Genomic DNA, 23,355 nt, shown 5'->3' on the forward strand with positions numbered 1-23,355 from the left:
GTGGAACATTCACTCTGGCAAAGTTGCTTATCAGTTCTTGAAGAAGAACTACCTGCCCAGCAATTTAGTATGTGGATAAGACCACTACAATGTGTTGTTGACAGCAACAGCATGACTTTATATGCCCCAAATCGCTTCGTTCTCGATTGGGTTCGAGAAAAATACATGGCCAGAATCACTCAGCTGGTAGCCATTGAAGAATCAAACCCACCGGAATTAAGATTTGACGTTGGTAGCAAGCCCGTAAATTCTCAAAGTGTTGCTGCCGAGGTAGCCAATAACTTTGCAGCGAGTCATAATAAAAATTATGCACAAGCAACAGCCTCTAATGAGGTAGTACCTAATATCCCGAAAACCACAAACGTAAGAGATAAATATACGTTTGATAACTTTGTTGAAGGTAAATCTAACCAATTAGCTCGTGCAGCAGCTTCGCAAGTTGCTGATAATCCAGGCCAAGCATATAACCCACTATTTATTTATGGCGGTACCGGCCTAGGTAAAACCCATTTATTGCATGCCGTTGGTAATGGTATTTTATTAAATAATCCTAAAGCAAAAATTGCCTATATGCATTCTGAGCGTTTTGTTCAAGATATGGTTAAGGCGCTGCAAAACAACGAAATTGAAAAGTTTAAGCAATACTATCGTAGCGTTGACGCGTTATTAATTGATGATATTCAATTTTTTGCCAATAAAGAACGTACTCAAGAAGAATTTTTCCATACCTTTAACGCTTTGTTAGAAGGTAATCAACAAATTATCCTCACCAGCGATAGATACCCAAAAGAAATTACAGGTGTTGAAGACAGATTAAAATCACGATTTGGTTGGGGGTTAACCTTAGCTATTGAACCACCAGAACTTGAAACCAGAGTGGCAATATTAAAACGTAAAGCGCAAGAAAGTAATATTAATCTTGCTGATGAAGTTGCCTTCTTTATTGCGAAACGTTTACGTTCAAATGTACGTGAATTAGAAGGGGCTCTTAACCGAGTTATCGCTAACGCCAACTTTACTGGTCGTCCAATTACTATCGATTTTGTACGTGAAGCACTTCGTGATCTTTTAGCGTTACAAGATAAGCTTGTTACTATCGACAATATTCAACGAACTGTAGCTGAATATTACAAAATAAAAGTTGCTGATATTTTATCAAAACGCCGTAATAGGTCAGTAGCAAGACCAAGACAAATAGCTATGGCATTGGCAAAAGAGTTAACTAATCACAGTTTACCTGAGATTGGTGATGCATTTGGTGGCCGTGATCACACTACGGTACTGCATGCATGTCGTAAAGTTAAATCTTTACGCGAAGAAACACATGATATAAAAGAAGATTATTCAAATCTAATAAGAACACTATCATCGTAACAGGAAATTAAAGAATGAAATTTTCATTATCTAGGGATTTACTTTTAAAACCACTTTTATTGGTTTCTGGTGCAGTTGAGCGCAAAAGCACCTTGCCTATTTTAGGTAATATATTGCTAGAAGTAAGTGGGCAATCACTTACTATGATAGCTACTGATTTAGAGCTTGAGATGGTTTCATCTACAGAAATCACCAATGAAGGCTCTGATGGAAAAGTTACAGTTCCAGCGCGAAAGTTGTTGGATATATGTAAAAGCTTACCAGATGATGCTTCAATACAATTTGAACTTGCTGGAGAAACAATAAGTATTATCTCTGGTCGTAGTAGATATTCTTTAGCAACATTACCAGCAAATGATTTCCCTAATATTGAACAATGGCAAGGTGATGTAGAATTCAGCCTGCAAAAATCTCAACTGTTACGATTAATCGAAAGTACACACTTTTCAATGGCGAACCAAGATGTCCGTTATTATTTAAATGGTATGTCGATCGAAACCGAAAATAATGAAATCCGTTCAGTTGCTACTGATGGACATCGTCTTGCCATTTGTAAGATTGTTAACGACAGTTTAGCGTTGCCTAATCGCCAGGTTATTGTACCGCGAAAGGGCATTTTAGAAATTATTCGATTGCTTGATCCTATTGATGAAGATGTACAGATTTATTTAGGTCCTAATCACATCAGGATTATTGATAATGATTTTTCTTTCACCAGTAAACTTGTAGATGGCAGATTTCCAGATTACCGTCGCGTGTTACCGAGAAATGGTGACAAAGTACTGACTACGAATAAAGAAAAGTTAAAGCAAGTTTTATCACGAGCTTCAATTTTATCGAATGAAAAATTCAAAGGTGTTCGTTTAAACTTTGCACCTAATGAATTAAAAATTACAGCTAACAACCCTGAACAAGAGCAAGCAGAAGAATATTTAGAAATAGATTTTCCTTTTGAAAGTTTAGAGATTGGTTTTAATGTTAGTTATATTCTAGACGTGCTTAATGCGATCAAAGAAGATGGGGTAAAGTTTACTCTTTCAGACGCAAACTCAAGTGTTGTGCTTGAAGGAGAAGAATCTGGTGAAGCACTTTATGTGATTATGCCAATGCGTCTGTAACGCTGATATATTCGTTAATGAGTATTAGCAGTTTAACAACAAGTACATTTAGAAATTTAAGTTATTGTAGTGTTAAGTTTCATCAAAATTTAAACTTAATCACCGGCGATAACGGCAGCGGTAAAAGTAGTTTATTAGAAAGTTTATTTTTTCTGGGCCACGGTAAATCGTTTCGGACAAGTAAAGTAGAAAACTTGATTAATACTGAGAGTGACCATTTTGTTGTCAGTGTAAAAGATGATAATAATCATCAACTCGGAGTTCGTCGTGATAAGAGCGGCCAATTCGACATCAAAATTAATGGTGACTCTAAATTTAGATTATCTGATTTAGCTAAAAATATTGCAGTGCAGGTGATAACCCCAGAAACATTCAGATTGTTTTTTGGAGGTCCTAAAGAGCGAAGAAAATTTGTAGATTTAGGATTGTTTCACGTGGAACATCAATATGCTGATCTATGGCGCAACTTTAGAAAAGTACTTTTGCAACGTAATGCCTGTTTAAAAAACAGAATTACAGGCCAGCAATTCGATTATTGGAACGAGTCATTTTGCCAATACTCACATCAAATTGCTGATATAAGGGTAGGATATGTAGAACAACTTTCTACAGAGCTTAATAAGTGGCTTAGGATTTTATTGCCTACTCTGTCCGAAAATATAGTATTACATTACTCGCAAGGGTGGAGTAGTAAGCGTAAATTAATTGAAGTTCTGAATGAGAATTCAGAGCGTGAAAGAAAATATGGGCATAGCTTGTTCGGTGCTCATAAGTTTGATGTTAAATTTAATTACAAGAAAACAAACATTGAACAGGTTTTATCTCGGGGTCAACAAAAACTATTTTTGATGGCTTTGACAATAGCGCAGGCTAATTTAATTTATAACAGCCAAAGCATAGTACCAATAATTCTAATTGATGATATTGGTGCTGAGTTAGATGTAAGTTCTCGAACTGTTCTAGCTCAGGCAATTGAACAATTAAACTGTCAATTGTTTATAACGGCGATAGACACAAATGCATTGGAACCAATAATTCCAAAAAAACAAAATTATAAAATGTTTCACGTGGAACATGGCGTGATATCAGAAATAACGCAAGGCGATTAAAATGACTGTAGAAAATGAATACGACTCGTCCAGTATCAAAGTTTTAAAAGGCTTAGATGCAGTACGTAAAAGACCTGGGATGTATATTGGTGATACCGATGATGGTACAGGTTTACACCATATGGTTTTTGAGGTTCTTGATAACTCTATCGATGAAGCATTAGCTGGTCATTGTAGCGACATCACAGTGACAATCCATGGTGATAACTCGGTATCTGTAAAAGATGATGGACGTGGTATTCCAACTGATATTCATCCTGAAGAGGGTGTTTCTGCTGCTGAAGTAATTATGACAGTACTTCATGCCGGTGGTAAGTTTGGTGGTGAAGATTCTGGTTATAAAGTATCTGGCGGTTTACACGGTGTAGGTATTTCAGTGGTAAATGCGTTAAGTTCTAAATTAGAATTAACCATTCGTAGAGCTGGTAAAGTGCATGAGCAAACTTATAGTATGGGGGTTCCAAATGATCCATTAGCGGAAATTGGTACCACCGAAAGAACAGGAACTCAAGTACGCTTCTGGCCTAGTGAAGAGACATTTTCAGATACAGTTTTTCATTACGACATCTTAGCAAAACGTATTCGTGAGTTATCATTCTTAAACTCAGGCGTATCAATTAGACTTAAAGATGAGCGTGATGGCCGTGAAGATCACTTCTTTTATGAAGGTGGTATTCAAGCATTTGTTGATTACTTAAATACCAATAAAACTCCAGTAAATGACCAAATATTCTATTTTGACTTAACTCGTGACGATGGCATTGTTGTTGAAATTGCGATGCAATGGAATGATGGTTTCCAAGAAAATATTCATTGTTTTACAAACAATATTCCACAGCGTGATGGTGGTACCCATTTAAGTGGTTTTAGAACAGCATTAACTCGTACTCTGAATAGTTACATGACTAAAGAAGGCTTGAACAAAAAAGCTAAAGGCGGTGGTGAAACTAGCGCGAGCGGTGACGATGCTCGTGAAGGTTTAACTGCGGTTATCTCAGTAAAAGTACCTGATCCAAAATTCTCTTCACAAACCAAAGACAAGTTGGTTTCTTCTGAAGTTAAAACTGCAGTTGAACAAGCTATGGGTGAGAAATTAGGTGAATACTTATTAGAAAATCCTAGCATAGCTAAAACCATTATCATGAAAATTATTGATGCAGCTCGCGCTCGTGAAGCGGCTCGTAAAGCTCGTGAGATGACTCGTCGTAAAGGTGTATTAGATATAGCGGGTTTACCTGGTAAATTGGCAGATTGTCAGGAAAAAGACCCTGCACTTTCTGAACTATATATTGTGGAAGGGGACTCTGCTGGCGGATCAGCCAAGCAGGGGCGTAATCGTAAAAACCAAGCAATTCTTCCGCTTAAAGGTAAAATCCTTAACGTTGAAAAAGCACGTTTTGATAAAATGATTTCTTCACAAGAAGTTGGCACACTGATTACCGCACTAGGTTGTGGTATTGGTCGTGATGAATATGACCCAGAAAAAATGCGTTATCATTCAATCGTTATCATGACCGATGCCGATGTCGATGGATCTCATATTCGAACATTATTGTTAACATTCTTCTATCGTCAAATGCCGGAAGTAATTGAGCGTGGTTACATCTACATTGCTCAACCACCACTTTATAAAGTGAAGAAAGGTAAGCAAGAAAGATATTTAAAAGACGATGAGCAAAAGGAAGAGTACTTCACTACACTAGCACTAGATAACTCATCTATACATGTAAATGAAGAAGCACCAGGGTTAGCAGGTCTTGCATTAGAAGGCTTGTTTAACCAATATCGTGAAACTATGAAAATCATCAAACGTGTATCTCGCCAGATACCAGAAACGTTATTGGATCAATTAGTGTATGCGCCAGTTATTAGTAACGGCGATTTCTCTGACAAAGCTAAAGTTGAAGAGTGGACGAAGGTCTTCGTAGGACTGTTAGATGAGAAAGGTGACAAAGGTTCTTTATATTCAGCAAGCGTAGAACACGATAGCGAACGTAATATTTACTACCCGTCTGTAACTATTCGTATGCACGGCATAGATAACGTTCACAACTTTAGTTATGAACTTATTCATTCTTCTGAATTTAAAGCTATTATGTCGCTTAATGAAGCAATTAATGGCTTAATGGAAGAAGGGGCTTATGTGAAACGTGGCGAGAAAGTTAAGCCGGTTAAATCGTTTGTTGAAGCTCGTGCCTGGTTAATGAAAGAAGCAGAACGTGGTCAATACATTCAACGCTACAAAGGATTGGGTGAAATGAATCCAGAGCAGCTTTGGGAAACAACCATGGACCCTGAAACTCGTCGTATGTTACAAGTGACGATTGAAGATGCCGTTGGTGCTGATCAGTTGTTTACAACATTAATGGGTGATCACGTAGAGCCACGTCGTAAGTTTATCGATGATAATGCACTTAACGTAGAAAACTTAGATGTATAGTTCTAGTAAATAACGTTACCAATTAAAAACCAGCCTTCGAGCTGGTTTTTTGTTATTTAGGAATAACATACTTTAGAAACGAGAAACGAGAAACGAGCCGACAACTCTGGCTTAAAAGTAATTGTATATAAAAAGTAAATATTTAACTTTGTTGGATAAATTCGTTTAGGTAAAATCCGCTCTGCTCTTAGATTCTCGTTTCTAGACTCTAGTTTCTGTTATTTATCACTAGTCGATTAAGTAAACAACCGCTATAATTAGCGCAATTTTTTCGCCTAACAGTAAATACGGTATTCATGAGTACATTTGATATCAAAACATTTCAGGGACTAATACTTAAATTACAACAGTATTGGTCAGAGCAGGGTTGTGTAATTGTTCAGCCATTAGACTTAGAAGTTGGTGCTGGTACATTCCACCCAATGACATTCTTGCGCTCAATTGGTCCAGAGCCAATGAGCAGTGCTTATGTACAGCCTTGTCGTCGTCCTACAGACGGACGCTATGGTGAAAACCCAAACCGTTTACAACATTACTACCAATTTCAAGTAGTGCTTAAACCATCGCCTAAAAATATCCAAGAGTTATACCTGAACTCCTTAAAAGAAATCGGCATTGATACATTAGTTCATGATGTTCGTTTTGTTGAAGATAACTGGGAATCACCAACGTTAGGTGCCTGGGGATTAGGTTGGGAGATTTGGTTGAATGGTATGGAGATTACTCAATTTACTTACTTTCAACAAGTAGGCGGCTTAGAGTGTGCTCCTGTTACAGGTGAAATAACTTACGGTTTAGAACGCTTAGCTATGTACATTCAAAACGTAGATAGCATTTATGACTTGGTTTGGGCTGACGGTCCATTGGGTAAGGTTTATTACCGTGATGTATTCCACCAAAATGAAGTTGAGCAATCGGCTTATAATTTTGAGCATGCTAATGTTGATGCGTTATTTAACCAGTTTGACGTATGCGAAGCAGAAAGCGCTAAGTTAATTGAATTAGGTTTGGCACTTCCTGCTTATGAACAAGTGATGAAAGCATCCCATGCGTTTAACTTATTAGATGCACGCCATGCTATTTCAGTTACTGAAAGACAACGTTATATATTAAGAGTCCGTACTTTAGCAAAAGCTTGTGCTGAAGCTTACTACGCATCTCGAGAAGAATTAGGTTTTCCAATGTGTCGTCAACAAGATCAGGAGAGTAAATAATGAATACTGATACTCTTCTAATAGAATTAGGTACCGAAGAATTACCGCCAAAAGCATTAAAAAAATTGGCTACAGCATTCTTCGATTCAATTACAGAACAATTGTCATCTGCGTCGCTAAGCTACAGTGAAGCAAAATGGTTTGCTACGCCGCGTAGATTAGCTGTGATGGTAAATGAACTAGAACAACAACAAGCTGATAAAGTGTTGGAAAAACGTGGCCCTGCAGTTAATGTCGCATTCGATGCTGATGGTAATGCTACAAAAGCAGCTCAAGGTTGGGCACGTTCAAACGGTATTACGGTTGAACAAGCTGAGCGATTAGTGACAGATAAAGGCGAATGGTTACTTCATAAAGCCACTCAAAAAGGTCAGTCAGTAAATGACTTAATAGAAGCGATTGTAAAAACCGCAGTTACTAAATTACCGATCCCTAAGCCAATGCGATGGGGCAGTAGCAGAATCCAGTTTATCCGCCCTGTACATACGTTAACTATGATGTTTGGAAACGAGGTGATAGCGGGAGAAGTATTAGGTATTCAGTCTGATCGTCAATTACAAGGTCACCGTTTTCATTTTGAAGGCAATATTGATCTACAACACGCTAATGAATATGAAGCAACGCTTGAAAAAGCATACGTAATTGCTGACTACGAAACGCGTCGTAATAAAATAGTTAGCGAAGTAAATGCAGCAGCAAGTGCATTAAATGCTACTGCGTTGCTTGATGATGAATTAGTTGATGAAGTAACATCTATCAATGAATGGCCGTCAGTATTAGTGGGAAGTTTTGATGAAGACTTCTTACAAGTACCAGCTGAGCCTCTAATTTATTCGATGAAAGATCACCAAAAATACTTCCCTGCAATTGATGCAGATGGTGAGCTGTTAGCTAAATTTATCTTTGTTACTAACATCGACTCTAAACAACCTGAAGAGGTAATAAAGGGAAATGAGAAGGTAATTCGTCCGCGTTTGGCTGATGCCGAATTTTTCTTTAAAACAGATAAAAAACAAAGTTTAGAAAGCCGTCTGGCAAGCCTGGAAAATGTATTGTTTCAAAAACAACTTGGAACATTAAAAGCGAAATCTGAACGTATAGCTAATTTAAGTAAACACATTGCTTTGTCGTCAAATGAAAATGCTGATGATGCTTATAGAGCTGGCTTATTAAGTAAAACTGACTTAATGAGTGATATGGTTCTTGAGTTCCCACAAGTGCAAGGCACCATGGGGAAATACTACGCTCAAAACGACGGAGAAGTTGAAGCTGTTGCACAAGCATTAGAAGATCAATATCGTCCACGTTTTGCTAGGGATAAATTACCAGAAGGCGTTATCGGTGCGAGCGTTGCTATCGCAGATAAAGTTGATACATTAGTAGGTATTTTTGGTATCAACCAAGCTCCTAAGGGCGACAAAGACCCATTTGCTTTACGTCGCGCAGCAATTGGTTTAATCCGTATTATTATCGAAAAGCAGCTTAGTTTAGACATTACCGACTTATTGTCTGTAAGTATCACATCGTATGGTGATAAATTATCTAACGCTAACACCGCAGAAGACGTTATCGATTTCATTATGGGTCGTTTCCGTGCTTATTATCAAGAGCAGGGCATAAGCGTAGATGTGATTCAAGCTGTACTCGCTAACAAGCCTACAGCGCCACTAGACTTTGACCAACGTGTTAAAGCGGTTAGCTTCTTCCGTACCTTAGATGAAGCTCAGGCACTAGCTGCAGCGAATAAACGTGTTGGTAATATTTTAGCGAAATTTGATGGTGAATTATTCAGCGAGTTTAATACTGAGTTGGCAACAGAACCTGCAGAAATTGCATTAGCAAAGGTTTATAGTGACTTAAATACTGAACTTGCACCATTATTTGCAGCAAAAGATTATCAACAGGCACTAACTAAACTTGCCAGTTTACGTGCACCTGTAGATGAATTTTTTGATAATGTAATGGTAATGGCAGATGATGACGCGGTTAAAACCAACAGATTAACTCTGTTAAGTCAATTACGTGCTAGTTTCTTTAACGTTGCAGATATTTCATTGTTACAGTAACCGAAAGATACTTTAAATCCCAAAAAGACGCATAAAGCGTCTTTTTTTATGGGAAGGCGAGAAACGAAGAGCCATTGTTTGTAGGCACGTTTTGAATTTAGGAGGTCCCGTGTAAAAACATCACGGGATGACGTGGTGTAAGTTAACTAACATCATGAATAATAGTATATTATTAGAAAAACACTCCGTCATTCCGTTGAAAAACGGAACCCCCTTACTTGACAGCGAGCGGTGCTTATTTCTTCTTGATCAAATACTGATAGGGTGAAGAAGCGACTTCTTTAGCGATTAATTCATGTTCCATGAATTCGCAAAAACTGGGAATATCACGAGTCGTAGATGGATCATCAGCAATAACTAATAACGTTTCACCCACAGCGATTTTACGAATATTCATTCGTACCATCATTACTGGTTCAGGGCAGCGTAGTCCTATTGCATCTAGGGTGTGATCAGCATCCCGTATATTGTCTTGCATCTTTTACTTCTTCGTTCAATTTATTACAGATAAGTACGGCTATTTTATGTTTTTATGGCTAATATAAACAAGTGTTATTTGTTTCTCCCCGTTAAGGTTACGTATGGTCCTGTCAAGGTTATTAAAGATATCACTATGTTTGTGTTTATTTTCAGTCGCTGCTGTTAAAGCGAACGAACGTGACAGTCTTCGTGCCGATTTTTTACAAGCGGAAGCCGTTAAGTGGAACATCAATGGCACGCCATATAAAGATAAATATAAATCGTTTGATGGTTATGCTTTACAGGATTATTTTCAATTAGCCCAATTGAAGAAAAATATCTTGATGAAAAACGAAGCTCAAATAGCAGATTTTCTATCTTTATATAACAACACACCTCTAGACTGGAGCTTACGTAAGCCTTGGTTATCTCACCTTATCAGATACAAGTATAAAGAACGCTTTATAAAATATTATAAGCCAAGCAGTAATAAACAATTTACCTGTAACTATTATCAATATCAGATAGAAACTGGGGTAGATAAAAACAGTGTTTTACCTCACGTTACTAAGCTTTGGTTAAACGGTGAGTCATTACCAAAAGAATGTGACAGGTTGTTCTCGCTTTGGACTAAAAAGGGCTATCGAACCAATGAACTGATATGGCAGCGTGTGATGTTAGCTCAAAAAAATAGAAAGTACGGCTTAGTAAAATATTTGTTTAAACTCTTGCCGCAAAAGGAACAGTATTTAGTAGAACTTTGGAAAAAAATAAAACGCTCTCCGAAACAAGTAGCACAACTGCAAAAGTTTAAACGTAATAATGCTCAAGAGACATTTATCATTATTGACGGTATTAAACGCTTAATTTGGAAAGATGAAGTATTAGCGTTATCTGTTTTTGAAAAGGCGAGCATGCAGGGAAGGTTCAGTAATAATCAAAAGCAAAATATATTAAAGTCATTGGTTACCGCCGTCGCTCGCTCTAATGACCCAAAAGCGCAATTGTGGTTCTCTAACTTAGAGCGAGAGTATATTCATAGTGGCGCAATTCAGTGGCGAGTTGCATCTTTGCTACGCAATGGAAATTATGATGACTTAACTACAGAATTGGAACAACTCACTGTTGAACAACAAGCTGATAGACAGTGGTTATATTGGCGAGCAAGATCATTTGAGCGGACAAAACAAACTGATAAAGCGCAACTCATTTACCAACAGTTAGCTGAGCAGCGTAGTTATTACGGCTTTTTGGCGGCAGCAAAAATTGGTGATAAATCTGTGTTAAATCATCAAGCTATAAGTATCCCCGGACATCTTAATGATAATATCAGCACAATGAAAGCAGGGCAAAGAGCCATGGAACTCTATCGCTTGAATCGCCTTACAGAAGCAAGGCGAGAGTGGAATTATTGGATGACTGAGCTGAACGAGACCGAGCAGATGGTCGCAGCTAAGTGGGCACATCAGCAAGGTTGGTATGATCGTGGAATTTATTCGTTGTCACAAATAGGTTCATTGAATGATATGGATGTTAGGTTTCCTATGCCATTTCAAAATGAATTTTCAAAAGCAGCTAAACGGCATAATGTTAATGAAGCTTGGGCTTATGCGATTGCGCGCAAAGAAAGTATTTTTATGAGTGATGCGACATCATCGGTTGGCGCTTTAGGCTTGATGCAAGTTAAGCCAATCACTGCAAATTACATAAACAAATCGAAATTAAGGCGCTGGCAAATACTTGATCCTGATACCAATATTGAACTGGGGATTAGGTATTTAAGTTACTTACAAAAGAAATTTAATAATAATATTGTGCTTGCGACCGTTGCCTATAATGCCGGGCCTAAAAAAGTATACCGCTGGCTTAAAGCTGAACCAAGTTTACCAGTAGATGCTTGGATAGAGACAATTCCATATAAAGAAACTCGCGACTATGTAAAAAGTGTTATGGCATTTACTGAAATTTATCAACAAAAACAGGGCAGTGGAGAGTCGCCATTTATACAATTAATTGAAATGCAGATTGAATAGCTTGATAACGTTGGTATAGCTACCAGCGTGCATTCGCCTATGCTATTATCTGCCCATAATTTTTATCACTATGATACTGATATGAAAGATTTAGCCAAACACTATCCAGCTCATATTACCGAGCTACAACAGCGTACCAATACCATCCTTGAACGTGAAAATTTAAATGCCTTAGCTATTCATGCTGGCCAGGTAGGAAAGATTTTCCTCGACGATATGTATTACCCATTCAAAACTAATCCACACTTTAAGGCTTGGTTGCCTATCATTGAAACACCAAATTGTTGGCTCATTGTTAATGGCAAAGATAAACCTGTATTAGCGTTTTATCAGCCTACTGACTTTTGGCACAAAGTGGTGAAATTAGAAGAAGACTATTGGACTTCATTTTTTGATATCAAACTAATGAGTAGTGCGGAAGAAATATCGGCAATTTTACCTGATAACAAACAAGGTATCGGCTACATCGGTGCACATCAGGATGTTGCTAATAAGCTGGGTTTCGAATTAGTTAATCCAGAAGCAGTGTTGAATTACTTTCATTACCATCGTGCTTATAAAACAGAATATGATTTAGTTTGTTTACGGGAAGCTAATCGTATCGCTGTTATTGGTCATAATGCGGCAAAAGAAGCGTTTTTCGCTAAAGGTTCAGAGTTTGATATTCAATTAGCTTATCTACAGGCAACGGGTCAGGGTGAAAATGAAATGCCTTATGGCAATATTATTGCACTTAATGAAAATGCAGCAATATTACATTACACCGTATTAGAACAAACAAAGCCGAAACAACATCATTCATTTTTAATTGACGCGGGTGCAAATTTTAATGGCTATGCCTCTGATATAACGCGTACTTATGCCTTTGTGCAAAATGAATTTCATGAATTAATTATTGCGATGAATGAAATGCAATTAGAGCTTGGCCAAAGCTTAAAAGCGAATACCAGTTATGTTGAGTTACACATTAGTAATCATTATAAATTAGCGGCACTGTTAAAACGCTTTGAACTTGTTAATTTAGAGCCTGAAGCTATGGTCGCTAATGGCATTACCTCTGCATTTTATCCTCATGGTCTTGGTCACCATTTAGGTTTACAGGTACATGACATGGGTGGTTTCATGGCCGATGAGTCTGGCACACATGTCGCAGCGCCGAAAGAATACCCGTTCTTACGTACTACAAGAGGTATCGAAAGTAAGCAAGTGTTTACTATTGAGCCAGGGCTTTATTTTATTGATGAGTTTTTGCAAAACCTATCAACTTCTGAAAATGCAAAGTACATTAATTGGGACAAAGTTGACCGTTTGCGTAAGTATGGCGGTATAAGAATTGAAGATAATATCATCGTGCATGATGATCACGTTGAAAATATGACACGAGACTTTAAGCTTGCTTAGTGTATGTCAGTAAATACCAGTCCATATCTGATCCCGGTTAACAATTTAGAGTTTGAAACAATTGTTAACCGTAGTCGTTTTATCTGTTCTTTAAAACACTGTAGTGATAATGCTCAAGTAAAAAGTTTTATTGAACAGATCAGACAACAATATCCTGATGCTTCTCATCATTGTTATGCCTTTGTTTCGGCGAGACCGGAAGATAGCCAAAATTATGGTTTTAGTGATGATGGTGAGCCGAGCGGCACAGCAGGCCGACCAATGCTTGCTGTTTTACAAGGCAGCAATATAGGTGAAGTGTGTGCCGTGGTTACTCGATACTTTGGTGGTGTAAAACTTGGCACTGGTGGTTTACAAAGAGCTTACGGAAACAGCGTAAGACAAGCATTGTTAGAATTACCTACAACATTGAAGATACCAACCGAGCAAGTATTTATTACTTGCGATTATCAACAGGTTAAGGATATCGAACATACATTATTAGGATTCGATGGTGTAGTGATTAACCAATACTATGCAATAGATGTTAATCTTGAGGTTGAATTGCCTATTCCTAACATAGCTAAGTTTTGCCAAAGAATTACTGAATTAACGTCTGGTAGAGTTGTTCCTACTAAAAAAAATTAAACCTATCTATCTGAACTTAACTTTTACCTACCTTTGTTTTGATAAAAATACATATAAGTTGGCTAACAAGCAGGTTATGCTATATTCTTGGCATAATACTCTGTAAAAAATAAAATAATTAAAATAAACAATGCAGTATCGTAATATAACCCGAATTCTGGGCATGTTGGTAATGATCTTAAGTTCCACCATGTTACCACCTGGCTTAGTTTCTCTTATTTATCGAGACGGTGGTGGTGTTGCTTTTATGACCGCATTTTTACTTTGTTTAAGTGCTGGTTTTTTTGCATGGTATCCAAATCGAGACCAAAAAGGTGATTTAAGAGCCCGAGAAGGGTTTCTTATCGTGGTTCTGTTCTGGACCGTTTTGGCCAGTTTCTCTTCCGTACCATTAATGCTTACCGAAACACCTAATTTATCGATTACCGATGCCTTTTTTGAATCATTCTCGGGTTTAACCACAACAGGTGCTACGATATTAACTCAGATTGATGGCTTACCTCATGCGGTTTTATGGTATCGCCAACAACTGCAATGGTTAGGTGGTATGGGTATCATCGTATTAGCTGTTGCAGTCTTACCAATGCTGGGTGTTGGTGGAATGCAGTTGTATCGTGCTGAAACTCCTGGTCCAGTAAAAGATTCTAAAATGACCCCGCGGATAGCGGATACGGCCAAACATCTTTGGTATATATACTTATCATTAACGATTGCATGTGCGCTGTGTTATTGGCTTGCCGGAATGTCAGGTTTTGACGCCATATCGCATTCGTTTTCAACGATAGCCATTGGTGGGTTTTCAACTCATGATGCGTCGATGGGGTATTTTGATAGCACACTGATAAATATGATTTGTGTATTCTTCTTGGTAATTGCTGGCGTTAATTTTGCTTTGCACTATACCGCGTGGGCTAGTAAAAGCTTTAGAACGTATTTGTTTGATCCTGAATTTAAAACCTTTATCTCTATTCAAATAGTACTGACACTTATTTGCTTTTTTGCCCTACTTATTTATGGGGTTGAAAGTAATTATGAGCAAGCCTTTGACGATGCTATTTTCCAAGCCGTTTCAATAAGCACTACCGCAGGTTTTGCTACAACTGACTTTTCTCTATGGCCGGCAATGCTGCCAATACTTCTTATCTTCGCCAGTTTTATCGGGGGCTGTGCAGGCAGTACCGGTGGTGGTATGAAAGTGATGCGAGTTGTGTTGTTATACCTACAAGGTATTCGAGAACTCAGTCGCTTAATTCATCCAAAAGCAATAATAACTATTAAGCTTGGTAACAAGGCGTTACCTGACAAAGTTGTTGATGCAATCTGGGGGTTCTTCTCCGCTTATGCAGCAATATTTATTATCTGTATGGTGCTGTTAATGGCATCAGGAATTGATGAGATCAGTGCATTTACAGCAGTCGCTGCTTGTTTAAATAACCTTGGTCCAGGGCTAGGCGAAGTTGCTGCAAACTATTCCAGCATAAATGACTTTAGTAAATGGGTATTAATTATTGCGATGTTGTTTGGACGACTGGAAATATTTACCTTGTTAGTGCTATTCATGCCAGCGTTTTGGAGAAATTAGCAATTTTTCTTGTCAACTTGTTGGCTTAGAAAAATGCGTATCCCGTACTTGTTACGGGATCTAAAGTGCTAAAAGAATATCGCACTTACCGCAAATAACTTCTCTACTTGGTGAATATATTTTTTATCCACCAAGAATAAAATTACATGATCGTCAGACTTAATCACGGTAGTAGAATGGGCTATCAAAACTTCATCACCTCTAACTATGGCACCAATAGTTGCACCAGGTGGTAATTTTATATCCTGAATTTCTCTACCTATCACTTTAGATGATTGTTCATCACCATGAGCTACTGTTTCAACCGCCTCAGCAGCACCGCGACGTAAGCTGTAGGCGTTAACGATACCACCGGTTCTAACGTGAGTTAATAACGCCGATATGGTCGCTTGTTGAGGAGATACGGCAATATCTAAATCAAGGATATTGCCATGAATAACATCGTGATATGCATTACGCTGAATTAATGCGATGGTTTTTTTGGCGCCACAACCTTTGGCCACCATTGACGACATTATATTGGCTTCATCATCGTTGGTAACAGCAATAAACACATCAACTTGGTCAATATGCTCTTCAACCAGCAATTCTTTGTCTGAAGAGTCACCAATAAACACCAAGGTGTTATTAAGCTCATTCGATAATTTTTCAGCGCGTTTGGGGTTGCGCTCAATAATTTTTACTTGATAATTTTTCTCTAGAATTTTAGCTAAACCTGAGCCAATATGACCGCCGCCGGCAATCATAATGCTTTTATAAGGCGCTTCAAGCTTCTGTAGCTCACTCATCACTGCGCGAATATGTTTGGTCGCGGCAATGAAAAACACCTCGTCATCAGCTTCAATAACAGTTGTGCCAAGCGGCCTGATAGGTTTGCCTTTTCGGTAGATTGCTGCCACTCGCGTATCTACATTAGGAATATGTTCTCGTAATGCTGATAGGGCATGTCCAACTAATAATCCACCGTAATACGCACGGATACCAACTAAAGAGACTTTACCTCCGGCAAATTCACGAACTTGCAAAGCGCCAGGGTAGTCAATTAAACGGGCAATATCTTTGGTAACTAATTGCTCTGGGGCAATAACAAAATCAACGGGAATATCTTGATTATGAAAGAGCACTTTTTCATGTTTTAAAATTTGTTCTGAGCGGATTCGAGCGATTTTTGTGGGTGTACTAAATAATGAAAAGGCAATTTGACAAGCTAACATATTGGTAGCGTCATCGCTGGTTACGGCAATGAGCATATCAGCATCTTCAGCACCTGCTTTTGCTAATACGTCAGGGTGGCTGCCAAACCCTGTAACAACTTGTAGATCAAACTTATCTTGCAGCTCGTGCAGCTTATTAGTGTCAGTATCAACCAGAGTGATCTCGTGCTCACCCACCAAGTTTTCAGCGAGTGTTCCACCAACTTGTCCTGCACCTAAAATGATGATCTTTTTCATTAATTTTTAACTACTTAATACTATTATTGTTTTTATCTATCAACAGCAATTGAGTGATAATATATTCAAGTTTATTTCAGCTATGTTTAACTTAGCACTTTTTACTGAGTTTGGCATAATAAAAGCCATCCATAGAATTATCACCAGGTAATATTTGCCAATCATCGCTATCTTCAGTTACGCCTAAAGGCTCCAATACTGCATCAGGAGTATCAGTGATAAACTGTTCTATTTGTTGGCAGTTTTCCTCAGGCAGTATTGAACAGGTGGCATAAATCATTGTACCTCCTGGTTTTAATAACGCCCAAATGGCGGTCAATATTTGCTTTTGTAATATCACCAGAGCATCAATATCGGCTGCACGCCTTAGCCATTTTATATCTGGGTTTTTTCTGATTACACCAGTGCCTGAACATGGGGCATCAAGTAAAATTCGATCAAATAATTCACCATCAAACCATTGCGTTGGATTTGCCGCATCTCCTGCAATAACCTTGGCATTTAAGCCTAAACGAGTCAGATTTTCATTTACGCGAACGAGCCTCGGTTCTTCAACATCGATGGCGGTCATCGCTTTAAGGTTAGGCTCTAGCTCAAGGATATGACAAGTTTTACCACCCGGGGCTGCGCAGCAATCTAGAACATTATCACCAGCCTGGGTATTTAATAGTGGCGCTGCCATTTGTGCCGCACCATCTTGTACTGACACCCAGCCATCCTCAAAATGAGGTAGTTTGGTAACATCTGTTGCTTGTTCTAACAAAATAGCCTGGCTTATCGGGGCAACTTGTTCAACAACTATGTCTTGTTCAGTTAACAAGTTAAGGTAATTTTCAACCGTTGTCTTTTGCTGATTAACTCTAAGCCACATTGGTGGTCTTTGCAGGTTCTGCTCGAGAATATGCTGCCAATTGTCCGGGTAACCGATTTTAATTTTGTTGATAAACCAGCCTGGATGATTGTAACGAACAGGGTCGGGTAATTGTTCAATATTTTCTAGTTCAGGATCTCGTTGATAACTGCGTAACACAGCATTAACCATACCTTTTAAATGGCGATTTTTTAAAATGGCTGTTGCAGCAACGGTTTCTGCTACGGCGGCGTGATCAGGTATGCGAGTAAATTTTATTTGATAAATACCCACCATCATTAAAAAGTGGAACACTCTTTGTTTGCCGGTTAATGGTTTTTTAACAAAGCGCCGTACATGTTGTTCAAGCTCTGGTAAATAGCGCAGCACGCCATAACAAAGCTCTTGCAGTAAGCCTTTATCTTTTCCCGACTCAATCAGTAATTGCTGCTTAGGTAACTCTTCAGACAGTGAGCGACCTTGATCTACAACACCGTAAAGACAACGGGCAGCAATGGCACGAACGTTTTTACTCATTAGTTGCATCCATCGCAGTGCCGGTCACCAAATTGCCAACCTTGAACCAATCGGCACGGCCATTGAGAATATCAGCTACAGCCAGAGCTTTTTTTCCTGGTAATTGTAAACTGGTTAATTTTAAACAACCTTGGCCAGTCGCTATGGTGATCCCTGCTTTATCAACATTAACAATTGTGCCTTCAGGCTTGTTTGACTGTTCAGTTAAAGGCTCTGCCTGCCACACTTTTATACGGTGTTCTTTGCCATTATCATTAAAGGTAATTTGAGCAAAAGGCCATGGTTGGTAAGCTCGAATTTTTCTATCTAAGATATCGGCGCTTAAGGACCAATCCAATTCGGCTTCATCTTTACTTAATTTTTCAGCGTAGTTTGCTAGGTTATTATCTTGCGGCTTGGCAATATGCGTACCTTGTGCCATTTGGCTCATGGTTTCTAAAAGTGCTTTAGGGCCTAACAAGGCAAGCTTTTCATAAAGTGTTGCACTGGTATCAACGTTGGTAATAGGGCAGCTAGCCTTTAATAACATAGCGCCAGTATCTAAACCTTTATCCATTTGCATTATCGTAACGCCCGTTTCCCTATCACCCATTTCCAGGGAGCGTTGAATTGGAGCAGCACCACGCCAGCGCGGTAATAATGAGCCATGTACATTCACACAACCAAACTTAGGCGTATCTAATACTATTTGCGGCAACAATAAGCCATACGCAACAACTACCATGACATCAGCGTTATAGTTTGCTAACACAAGTTGGTCAGCTTCGCTTTTAAAGTTCAGCGGCTGTTCCACTGGGATGTTGTGTTCAATAGCAAGTTGTTTAACGGCGCAAGCGGTGAGTTTTTTACCCCTACCTGCCGGTTTGTCTTGTGGGCAGTAAACTGCTTTCACATTATGTTCTGAATCAATTAACGCTTGTAAATGTTCAGCGGCAAAGTGTGGTGTGCCGGCAAAAATAATATCTAATGGTTTCGACAAAGTAACTTCCTAAGCTTTCGCTTCTAAGCGAGCGGCTTTTTCTAATTTTGTTTTAATGCGTTGACGCTTTAATGGTGATAAATAGTCTATAAATAATACACCTTGCAAGTGATCAAGCTCATGCTGAATGCAAATAGCCAATAGTTCACTTGCCTGTAACGAAAATTCTTTACCTTGAGCATCCAGCGCAGTTACCGTTACTTCAGTATTACGGTCAACTTTGGCGTAACTACCAGGAACAGATAAACATCCTTCCTCGTTCACCATTATGTCACCGCTTTTTTCAGTGATAACAGGGTTGATAAGCACTAACGGCTCTGACTTATCGTCAGAAACATCCATTACCACAATGCGTTGATGGATGTTCACTTGAGTGGCAGCAAGGCCGACACCATTTTCTTCATACATGGTTTCGAACATGTCTTCAGTAATTTTTCTTATGTCATCATTGACTTCGGTTACTTCACTAGCAACCGTTCTTAAGCGTTCATCCGGAAAGCGTAATACATTTAAAATAGTCATAATATTTGCAAAACAATTAGCGATAATTGATATAGAGTGTTATGTTTTAATTTTAGCCATTATTTTCTAGTAATAATAGGGCTTTATACTCAGCAAGTAGAATTATCTGTATACTGAGGTAGTAAATTGCTTGAAATGGACCAATCAGCATGTATAAAAAAATACTAATAACAATATTTTGTCTGTTTACATCATTACTCGTTTTGGCAGACGAGCTACAAATTAAAGATGATGCACCGAAAACCTATGTAGTCAAAAAAGGCGATACATTATGGGATATTTCAGGCATTTTCTTAAATGAACCGTGGTTGTGGCCAAAGCTTTGGCGAATGAACCCAGAAATCAACAACCCTCATTTAATATATCCTGGTGATGAATTACGTCTAGTCTATGATGAAGACGGTCAGCCTATGCTCGTTAAGGGTAAGCCAGAATTAAAATGGTCGCCTAAAGGCAGAAAAACGTTAAAAGACAGTAATCCTATAACCATATTGCCACTTGAACATTTGGCGCCTTACTTAAATTATTCGACTGTGCTTAGCCAAGCAGAAATTGATTCATCACCTTATATTTTAGGCGGTGATGAAAAATATAAATCCAATATGGAAGGGGCTAGACTGTACATAAAAGGTGAATTAAAAGCCGGACAAAACTACGCGATATACCATAAAGGCGATGAAATATTAGATCCTGAAACCAAAGAGCATTTAGGTTATTACGCTATACTTGTTGGCACGGCAAAAGGAATTAGATCGGGCAGCATAGAAAATAAAGAACCTTCTACTGCATTTTTAGAGTCATCGAAGCGTGAAGTTAGAGCGGGAGATGTTGTTATTGCAGTTAATGAAGGCCAGCTTTTACCGTCTTTTTATGCAATGCAAACCGTTAAAGATAAAGAGCTGCAGGCAAGAATGATTAGTTCATATAACTTGGCTCGTGAATTTGGTAAGTTTGAAGTTGTATTAATTAACAAAGGTGCTAACCACCAATTACAGATGGGCGAGGTTTACGCCATTAACCGTCAAAGTCCAGATGTTATTGAAACTGCCGATGGACCTGTTTATGAAGAAGATGCATCTTTCTGGTATCGTTTAACGCGCCCTAACGATAGTGACAAACGTATTAGTATGCCAATGGAAAATATTGGCCATTTAATGGTGTTTAAGGTTATGGAAAAAACCAGTTTCGCTATTGTGTTATCAACAACAAAAGCAGTTCGTATTGAAGATTATGTAAGCGCCCCTTAATGAGGCAATAACAATAATACACACCTTGTTTTGAGGCATAATTCTTAAGGATGAGAATATGTCAGAACAAAGATCTAACGATCACTATTGGTTAGCGTGGAAGTTAATTCCTCGCTTAGCCAGTAATATCAAAATCAATCTACTCAATGAATTTGGCTTAGCCGATTTTTTTCAACTTTCAAAAAGTTCTCTAACCAGCTTGGGGTTAAACCAGACTCAGGTAAGTGCTGTATGTCAGCCAAATTGGTCGAAAATTAATGCGATTATCGCTTGCTGTCAGCAACATAAGATAACAGTCATTGGTATTGACCATAATCATTATCCCAAACTGTTAAAACAAACCGAAAACCCACCAATACTGCTTTTTGGCCAAGGCAGGCTTAGCCTATTAAATCAAACGCAATTAGCGATAGTAGGTTCCCGCTCTGCCACACTTGGTGCTCGTGAACTCGCTAAAAAGTTTGCTTACCAGTTATCGTTAGAAGATATCGTTATTACTTCAGGTTTAGCGTTAGGAATAGACTCAGCTGCGCACCGAGGTGCATTACTCGCTGATAAACCGACGATTGCCGTTGTGGGCACAGGGTTAGATCTTGTTTATCCAGCCCGTAATAAGCCATTAGCAAAAGAAATCCTAGCCGCTAATGGTGCTATTATCAGCGAATATTTACCTGGAACCAGGCCAAATCCAGGGTGTTTTCCAAAACGAAATAGAATTATTACTGGCATGAGTCTGGGGGTTTTTGTGGTTGAAGCACAACTCAAAAGTGGTTCATTGATTTCAGCAAGGATGGCAATTGAGCAAAACCGTGAGGTTTTTGCTATGCCTGGGGCAATTAATAACCCGCAAAGTAAAGGTTGCCATAGTTTAATTAAACAAGGCGCAACTTTAGTCGATGAAGTAGAAGATATTATATTTTTGTTAGATCTTCCCACCACATCTGGTCTGTATAAAAGAGAGGCTGAAAAAGAACAAAAAAAATACCAAAAAAATGACCAACAAGACTTGTTTATCGATCCATTGTTGCGTAGTGTGGATTATGAAACTACTTCCGTAGACACGGTAGTTTCTCGGAGTCAACTTCCCACAGAGGAGGTCTTAACCCGATTGATGACGCTAGAGCTTAGAGGTCTGGTAACTGCGGTACCAGGAGGCTATATCAAATTGAACTAAAACAATAAATTGCATATGTTCAATCACTTAAAAGGGGCTAGTTATGTTCGATATTCTTATGTACCTTTTTGAAAACTATATCCACAGCGAAGCTGAGGTAATGGTAGATCATGATCTACTGACAGATGAGTTAACCCGTGCGGGTTTCCATCAAGATGAGATCTATAAAGCTCTATCCTGGTTAGAAAAACTGGCTGCGCTACAAAATACAGAAACATACCCATACCTTACCCGCAGACCGGGTACATCGGTACGCATTTATACGCCTGAAGAAACTCGCTTTCTAGACGTTGAATGTCGAGGATTCTTAATGTTTTTAGAACAAGTTAATGTACTTGATTTTACTACCCGTGAAATGGTTGTAGATCGAGTTATGGAGCTTGATACTAAAGACTTTTATATTGATGATTTAAAATGGGTAGTGTTAATGGTGTTGTTTAATGTGCCAGGTAAAGAATCAGCTTATTCACAGATGGAAGATTTAATCTTTGATGAATGTGAAGGCCCACTGCACTAAAAGCTAATGCCTGTTCAAATAAGCATTAATTAATTAACTATTTTTATGTCATAATAGCCCCTTAACGGAGTTATTATGACTAAAGATAGAAAACCATTATTTTCTCAACACGAACACGCTCTGGAAAAAGCCTACGAGGTATGTCCAGAATGTGGCAGTGAACTTGCCGTAAAAAACTCTAAAGCTGGCGCATTTCTTGGATGTGTAAGCTACCCAACCTGTGCCTACACTCGTCCCGTTATCGAACAAGAAAAATTTGAAACGCAAATTTTAGTTGGTAGTCAATGCCCAGAATGTGCAAGTGAGTTAGCCGTTAAGCAAGGCCGTTATGGTTTATTTATTGGTTGTACCAACTTTCCCGAGTGCTCTCATATAGAACAAGAAGAAAGTGAAGTTTTTGAAGATGTGCATTGCCCAAAATGTAAAAAAGGGCATTTAGCTGAAAAACAAAGCCGTTATGGCAAAACCTTTTATGCCTGTGATAATTACCCAAAATGCAAGTTTGCTGTTAATCATCAACCAGTATCAGGTAGTTGCGAAAAATGTGGATTTGAACTTTTGTTATCTCGTACCATGGCTGCAGGCGATATTTTACAATGTGCAGATAAAAAATGTTCGCACATACATAAATAGGTTTCAGCCAACAACCTCAAGG

At 38.5% G+C, this 23,355-nt stretch carries 19 protein-coding genes; 14 read left to right on the plus strand and 5 right to left on the minus strand.

Translation table 11 applies throughout. The features are described 5' to 3' along the window. From dnaA to glyS, 6 genes are all read left to right on the plus strand, one after another. On the plus strand, nucleotides 1–1,374 hold the full coding sequence (gene dnaA, locus RI845_RS00005; protein ID WP_348387704.1) for a chromosomal replication initiator protein DnaA: 1,374 nt from the start codon (nucleotides 1–3) through the stop codon (nucleotides 1,372–1,374). Between the two features lie 14 nt (nucleotides 1,375–1,388). After that, on the plus strand, nucleotides 1,389–2,492 hold the full coding sequence (gene dnaN / locus RI845_RS00010) for a DNA polymerase III subunit beta (RefSeq protein ID WP_348387705.1): 1,104 nt from the start codon (nucleotides 1,389–1,391) through the stop codon (nucleotides 2,490–2,492). A gap of 17 nt (nucleotides 2,493–2,509) precedes the next feature. Next, nucleotides 2,510–3,601 carry a DNA replication/repair protein RecF gene (gene recF / locus RI845_RS00015; protein WP_348387706.1) on the plus strand — a complete coding sequence of 364 codons (1,092 nt, stop codon included), beginning with the start codon at nucleotides 2,510–2,512 and terminating at the stop codon, nucleotides 3,599–3,601. Nucleotide 3,602: 1 nt separating this feature from the next. Then, the gene (gene gyrB, locus RI845_RS00020; RefSeq protein ID WP_348387707.1) at nucleotides 3,603–6,041 is read left to right on the plus strand and encodes a DNA topoisomerase (ATP-hydrolyzing) subunit B; all 2,439 of its coding nucleotides are present in this window, start codon (nucleotides 3,603–3,605) and stop codon (nucleotides 6,039–6,041) included. A gap of 296 nt (nucleotides 6,042–6,337) precedes the next feature. Next, nucleotides 6,338–7,255 (plus strand): glycine--tRNA ligase subunit alpha, encoded by a 918-nt coding sequence (gene glyQ / locus RI845_RS00025; RefSeq protein WP_348387708.1) that lies wholly within the window; start codon nucleotides 6,338–6,340, stop codon nucleotides 7,253–7,255. Next, nucleotides 7,255–9,321 (plus strand): glycine--tRNA ligase subunit beta, encoded by a 2,067-nt coding sequence (gene glyS / locus RI845_RS00030; RefSeq protein WP_348387709.1) that lies wholly within the window; start codon nucleotides 7,255–7,257, stop codon nucleotides 9,319–9,321. The genes glyQ and glyS overlap by 1 nt, the downstream gene beginning before the upstream one ends. Nucleotides 9,322–9,556: 235 nt before the next feature. Here glyS and tusA read toward each other — a convergent pair whose 3' ends face one another. Then, entirely contained in the window at nucleotides 9,557–9,799 is a 243-nt protein-coding gene (gene tusA, locus RI845_RS00035) for a sulfurtransferase TusA (protein ID WP_348387710.1), read from the minus strand. A gap of 139 nt (nucleotides 9,800–9,938) precedes the next feature. On the opposite strand from tusA, the gene RI845_RS00040 reads away from it, so the two are divergent. The 4 genes from RI845_RS00040 (at nucleotide 9,939) to RI845_RS00055 (ending at nucleotide 15,423) form a co-directional block, all read left to right on the plus strand. Continuing rightward, entirely contained in the window at nucleotides 9,939–11,813 is a 1,875-nt protein-coding gene (locus RI845_RS00040) for a transglycosylase SLT domain-containing protein (protein ID WP_348387711.1), read from the plus strand. Nucleotides 11,814–11,894: 81 nt separating this feature from the next. Continuing rightward, complete coding sequence (gene pepQ / locus RI845_RS00045) at nucleotides 11,895–13,214, plus strand: Xaa-Pro dipeptidase (protein ID WP_348387712.1); 1,320 nt, start codon at nucleotides 11,895–11,897, stop codon at nucleotides 13,212–13,214. Nucleotides 13,215–13,217: 3 nt separating this feature from the next. Then, the gene (locus tag RI845_RS00050) at nucleotides 13,218–13,841 is read left to right on the plus strand and encodes a YigZ family protein (RefSeq protein ID WP_348387713.1); all 624 of its coding nucleotides are present in this window, start codon (nucleotides 13,218–13,220) and stop codon (nucleotides 13,839–13,841) included. 130 nt (nucleotides 13,842–13,971) lie between these two features. Further along, nucleotides 13,972–15,423 (plus strand): TrkH family potassium uptake protein, encoded by a 1,452-nt coding sequence (locus RI845_RS00055; protein ID WP_348387714.1) that lies wholly within the window; start codon nucleotides 13,972–13,974, stop codon nucleotides 15,421–15,423. Nucleotides 15,424–15,491: 68 nt separating this feature from the next. Here the strand turns inward: RI845_RS00055 and trkA are convergent, their stop codons facing one another. The 4 genes from trkA to def form a co-directional block, all read right to left on the minus strand. Then, nucleotides 15,492–16,874, minus strand: a complete 1,383-nt coding sequence (gene trkA / locus RI845_RS00060) for a Trk system potassium transporter TrkA (RefSeq protein ID WP_348387715.1) — start codon at nucleotides 16,872–16,874, stop codon at nucleotides 15,492–15,494. Between the two features lie 91 nt (nucleotides 16,875–16,965). After that, nucleotides 16,966–18,261, minus strand: a complete 1,296-nt coding sequence (gene rsmB / locus RI845_RS00065; protein WP_348387716.1) for a 16S rRNA (cytosine(967)-C(5))-methyltransferase RsmB — start codon at nucleotides 18,259–18,261, stop codon at nucleotides 16,966–16,968. Beyond that, nucleotides 18,254–19,240, minus strand: coding sequence for a methionyl-tRNA formyltransferase (gene fmt / locus RI845_RS00070; RefSeq protein WP_348387717.1), 987 nt, complete (start codon nucleotides 19,238–19,240; stop codon nucleotides 18,254–18,256). Before fmt ends, rsmB begins: the two co-directional genes overlap by 8 nt. Before the next feature lie 9 nt (nucleotides 19,241–19,249). Then, nucleotides 19,250–19,762, minus strand: a complete 513-nt coding sequence (def, locus tag RI845_RS00075; RefSeq protein WP_348387718.1) for a peptide deformylase — start codon at nucleotides 19,760–19,762, stop codon at nucleotides 19,250–19,252. A gap of 149 nt (nucleotides 19,763–19,911) precedes the next feature. Between def and RI845_RS00080 the strand changes: the two genes are divergently transcribed. The 4 genes from RI845_RS00080 to RI845_RS00095 all read left to right on the plus strand — a co-directional run bounded on the left by RI845_RS00080 (nucleotide 19,912) and on the right by RI845_RS00095 (nucleotide 23,333). Next, nucleotides 19,912–21,009, plus strand: a complete 1,098-nt coding sequence (locus RI845_RS00080; protein ID WP_348387719.1) for a LysM peptidoglycan-binding domain-containing protein — start codon at nucleotides 19,912–19,914, stop codon at nucleotides 21,007–21,009. 58 nt (nucleotides 21,010–21,067) lie between these two features. After that, the gene (dprA, locus tag RI845_RS00085; protein WP_348387720.1) at nucleotides 21,068–22,183 is read left to right on the plus strand and encodes a DNA-processing protein DprA; all 1,116 of its coding nucleotides are present in this window, start codon (nucleotides 21,068–21,070) and stop codon (nucleotides 22,181–22,183) included. Between the two features lie 43 nt (nucleotides 22,184–22,226). Next, nucleotides 22,227–22,700 carry a DUF494 family protein gene (locus RI845_RS00090; RefSeq protein ID WP_348387721.1) on the plus strand — a complete coding sequence of 158 codons (474 nt, stop codon included), beginning with the start codon at nucleotides 22,227–22,229 and terminating at the stop codon, nucleotides 22,698–22,700. A 75-nt stretch (nucleotides 22,701–22,775) separates the two neighbouring features. Continuing rightward, the gene (locus RI845_RS00095; protein WP_348387722.1) at nucleotides 22,776–23,333 is read left to right on the plus strand and encodes a topoisomerase DNA-binding C4 zinc finger domain-containing protein; all 558 of its coding nucleotides are present in this window, start codon (nucleotides 22,776–22,778) and stop codon (nucleotides 23,331–23,333) included. The last annotated feature ends 22 nt before the right edge of the window (nucleotides 23,334–23,355 follow it).

The organism is Thalassotalea nanhaiensis (assembly GCF_031583575.1).
GTDB lineage: Bacteria > Pseudomonadota > Gammaproteobacteria > Enterobacterales > Alteromonadaceae > Thalassotalea_A > Thalassotalea_A nanhaiensis.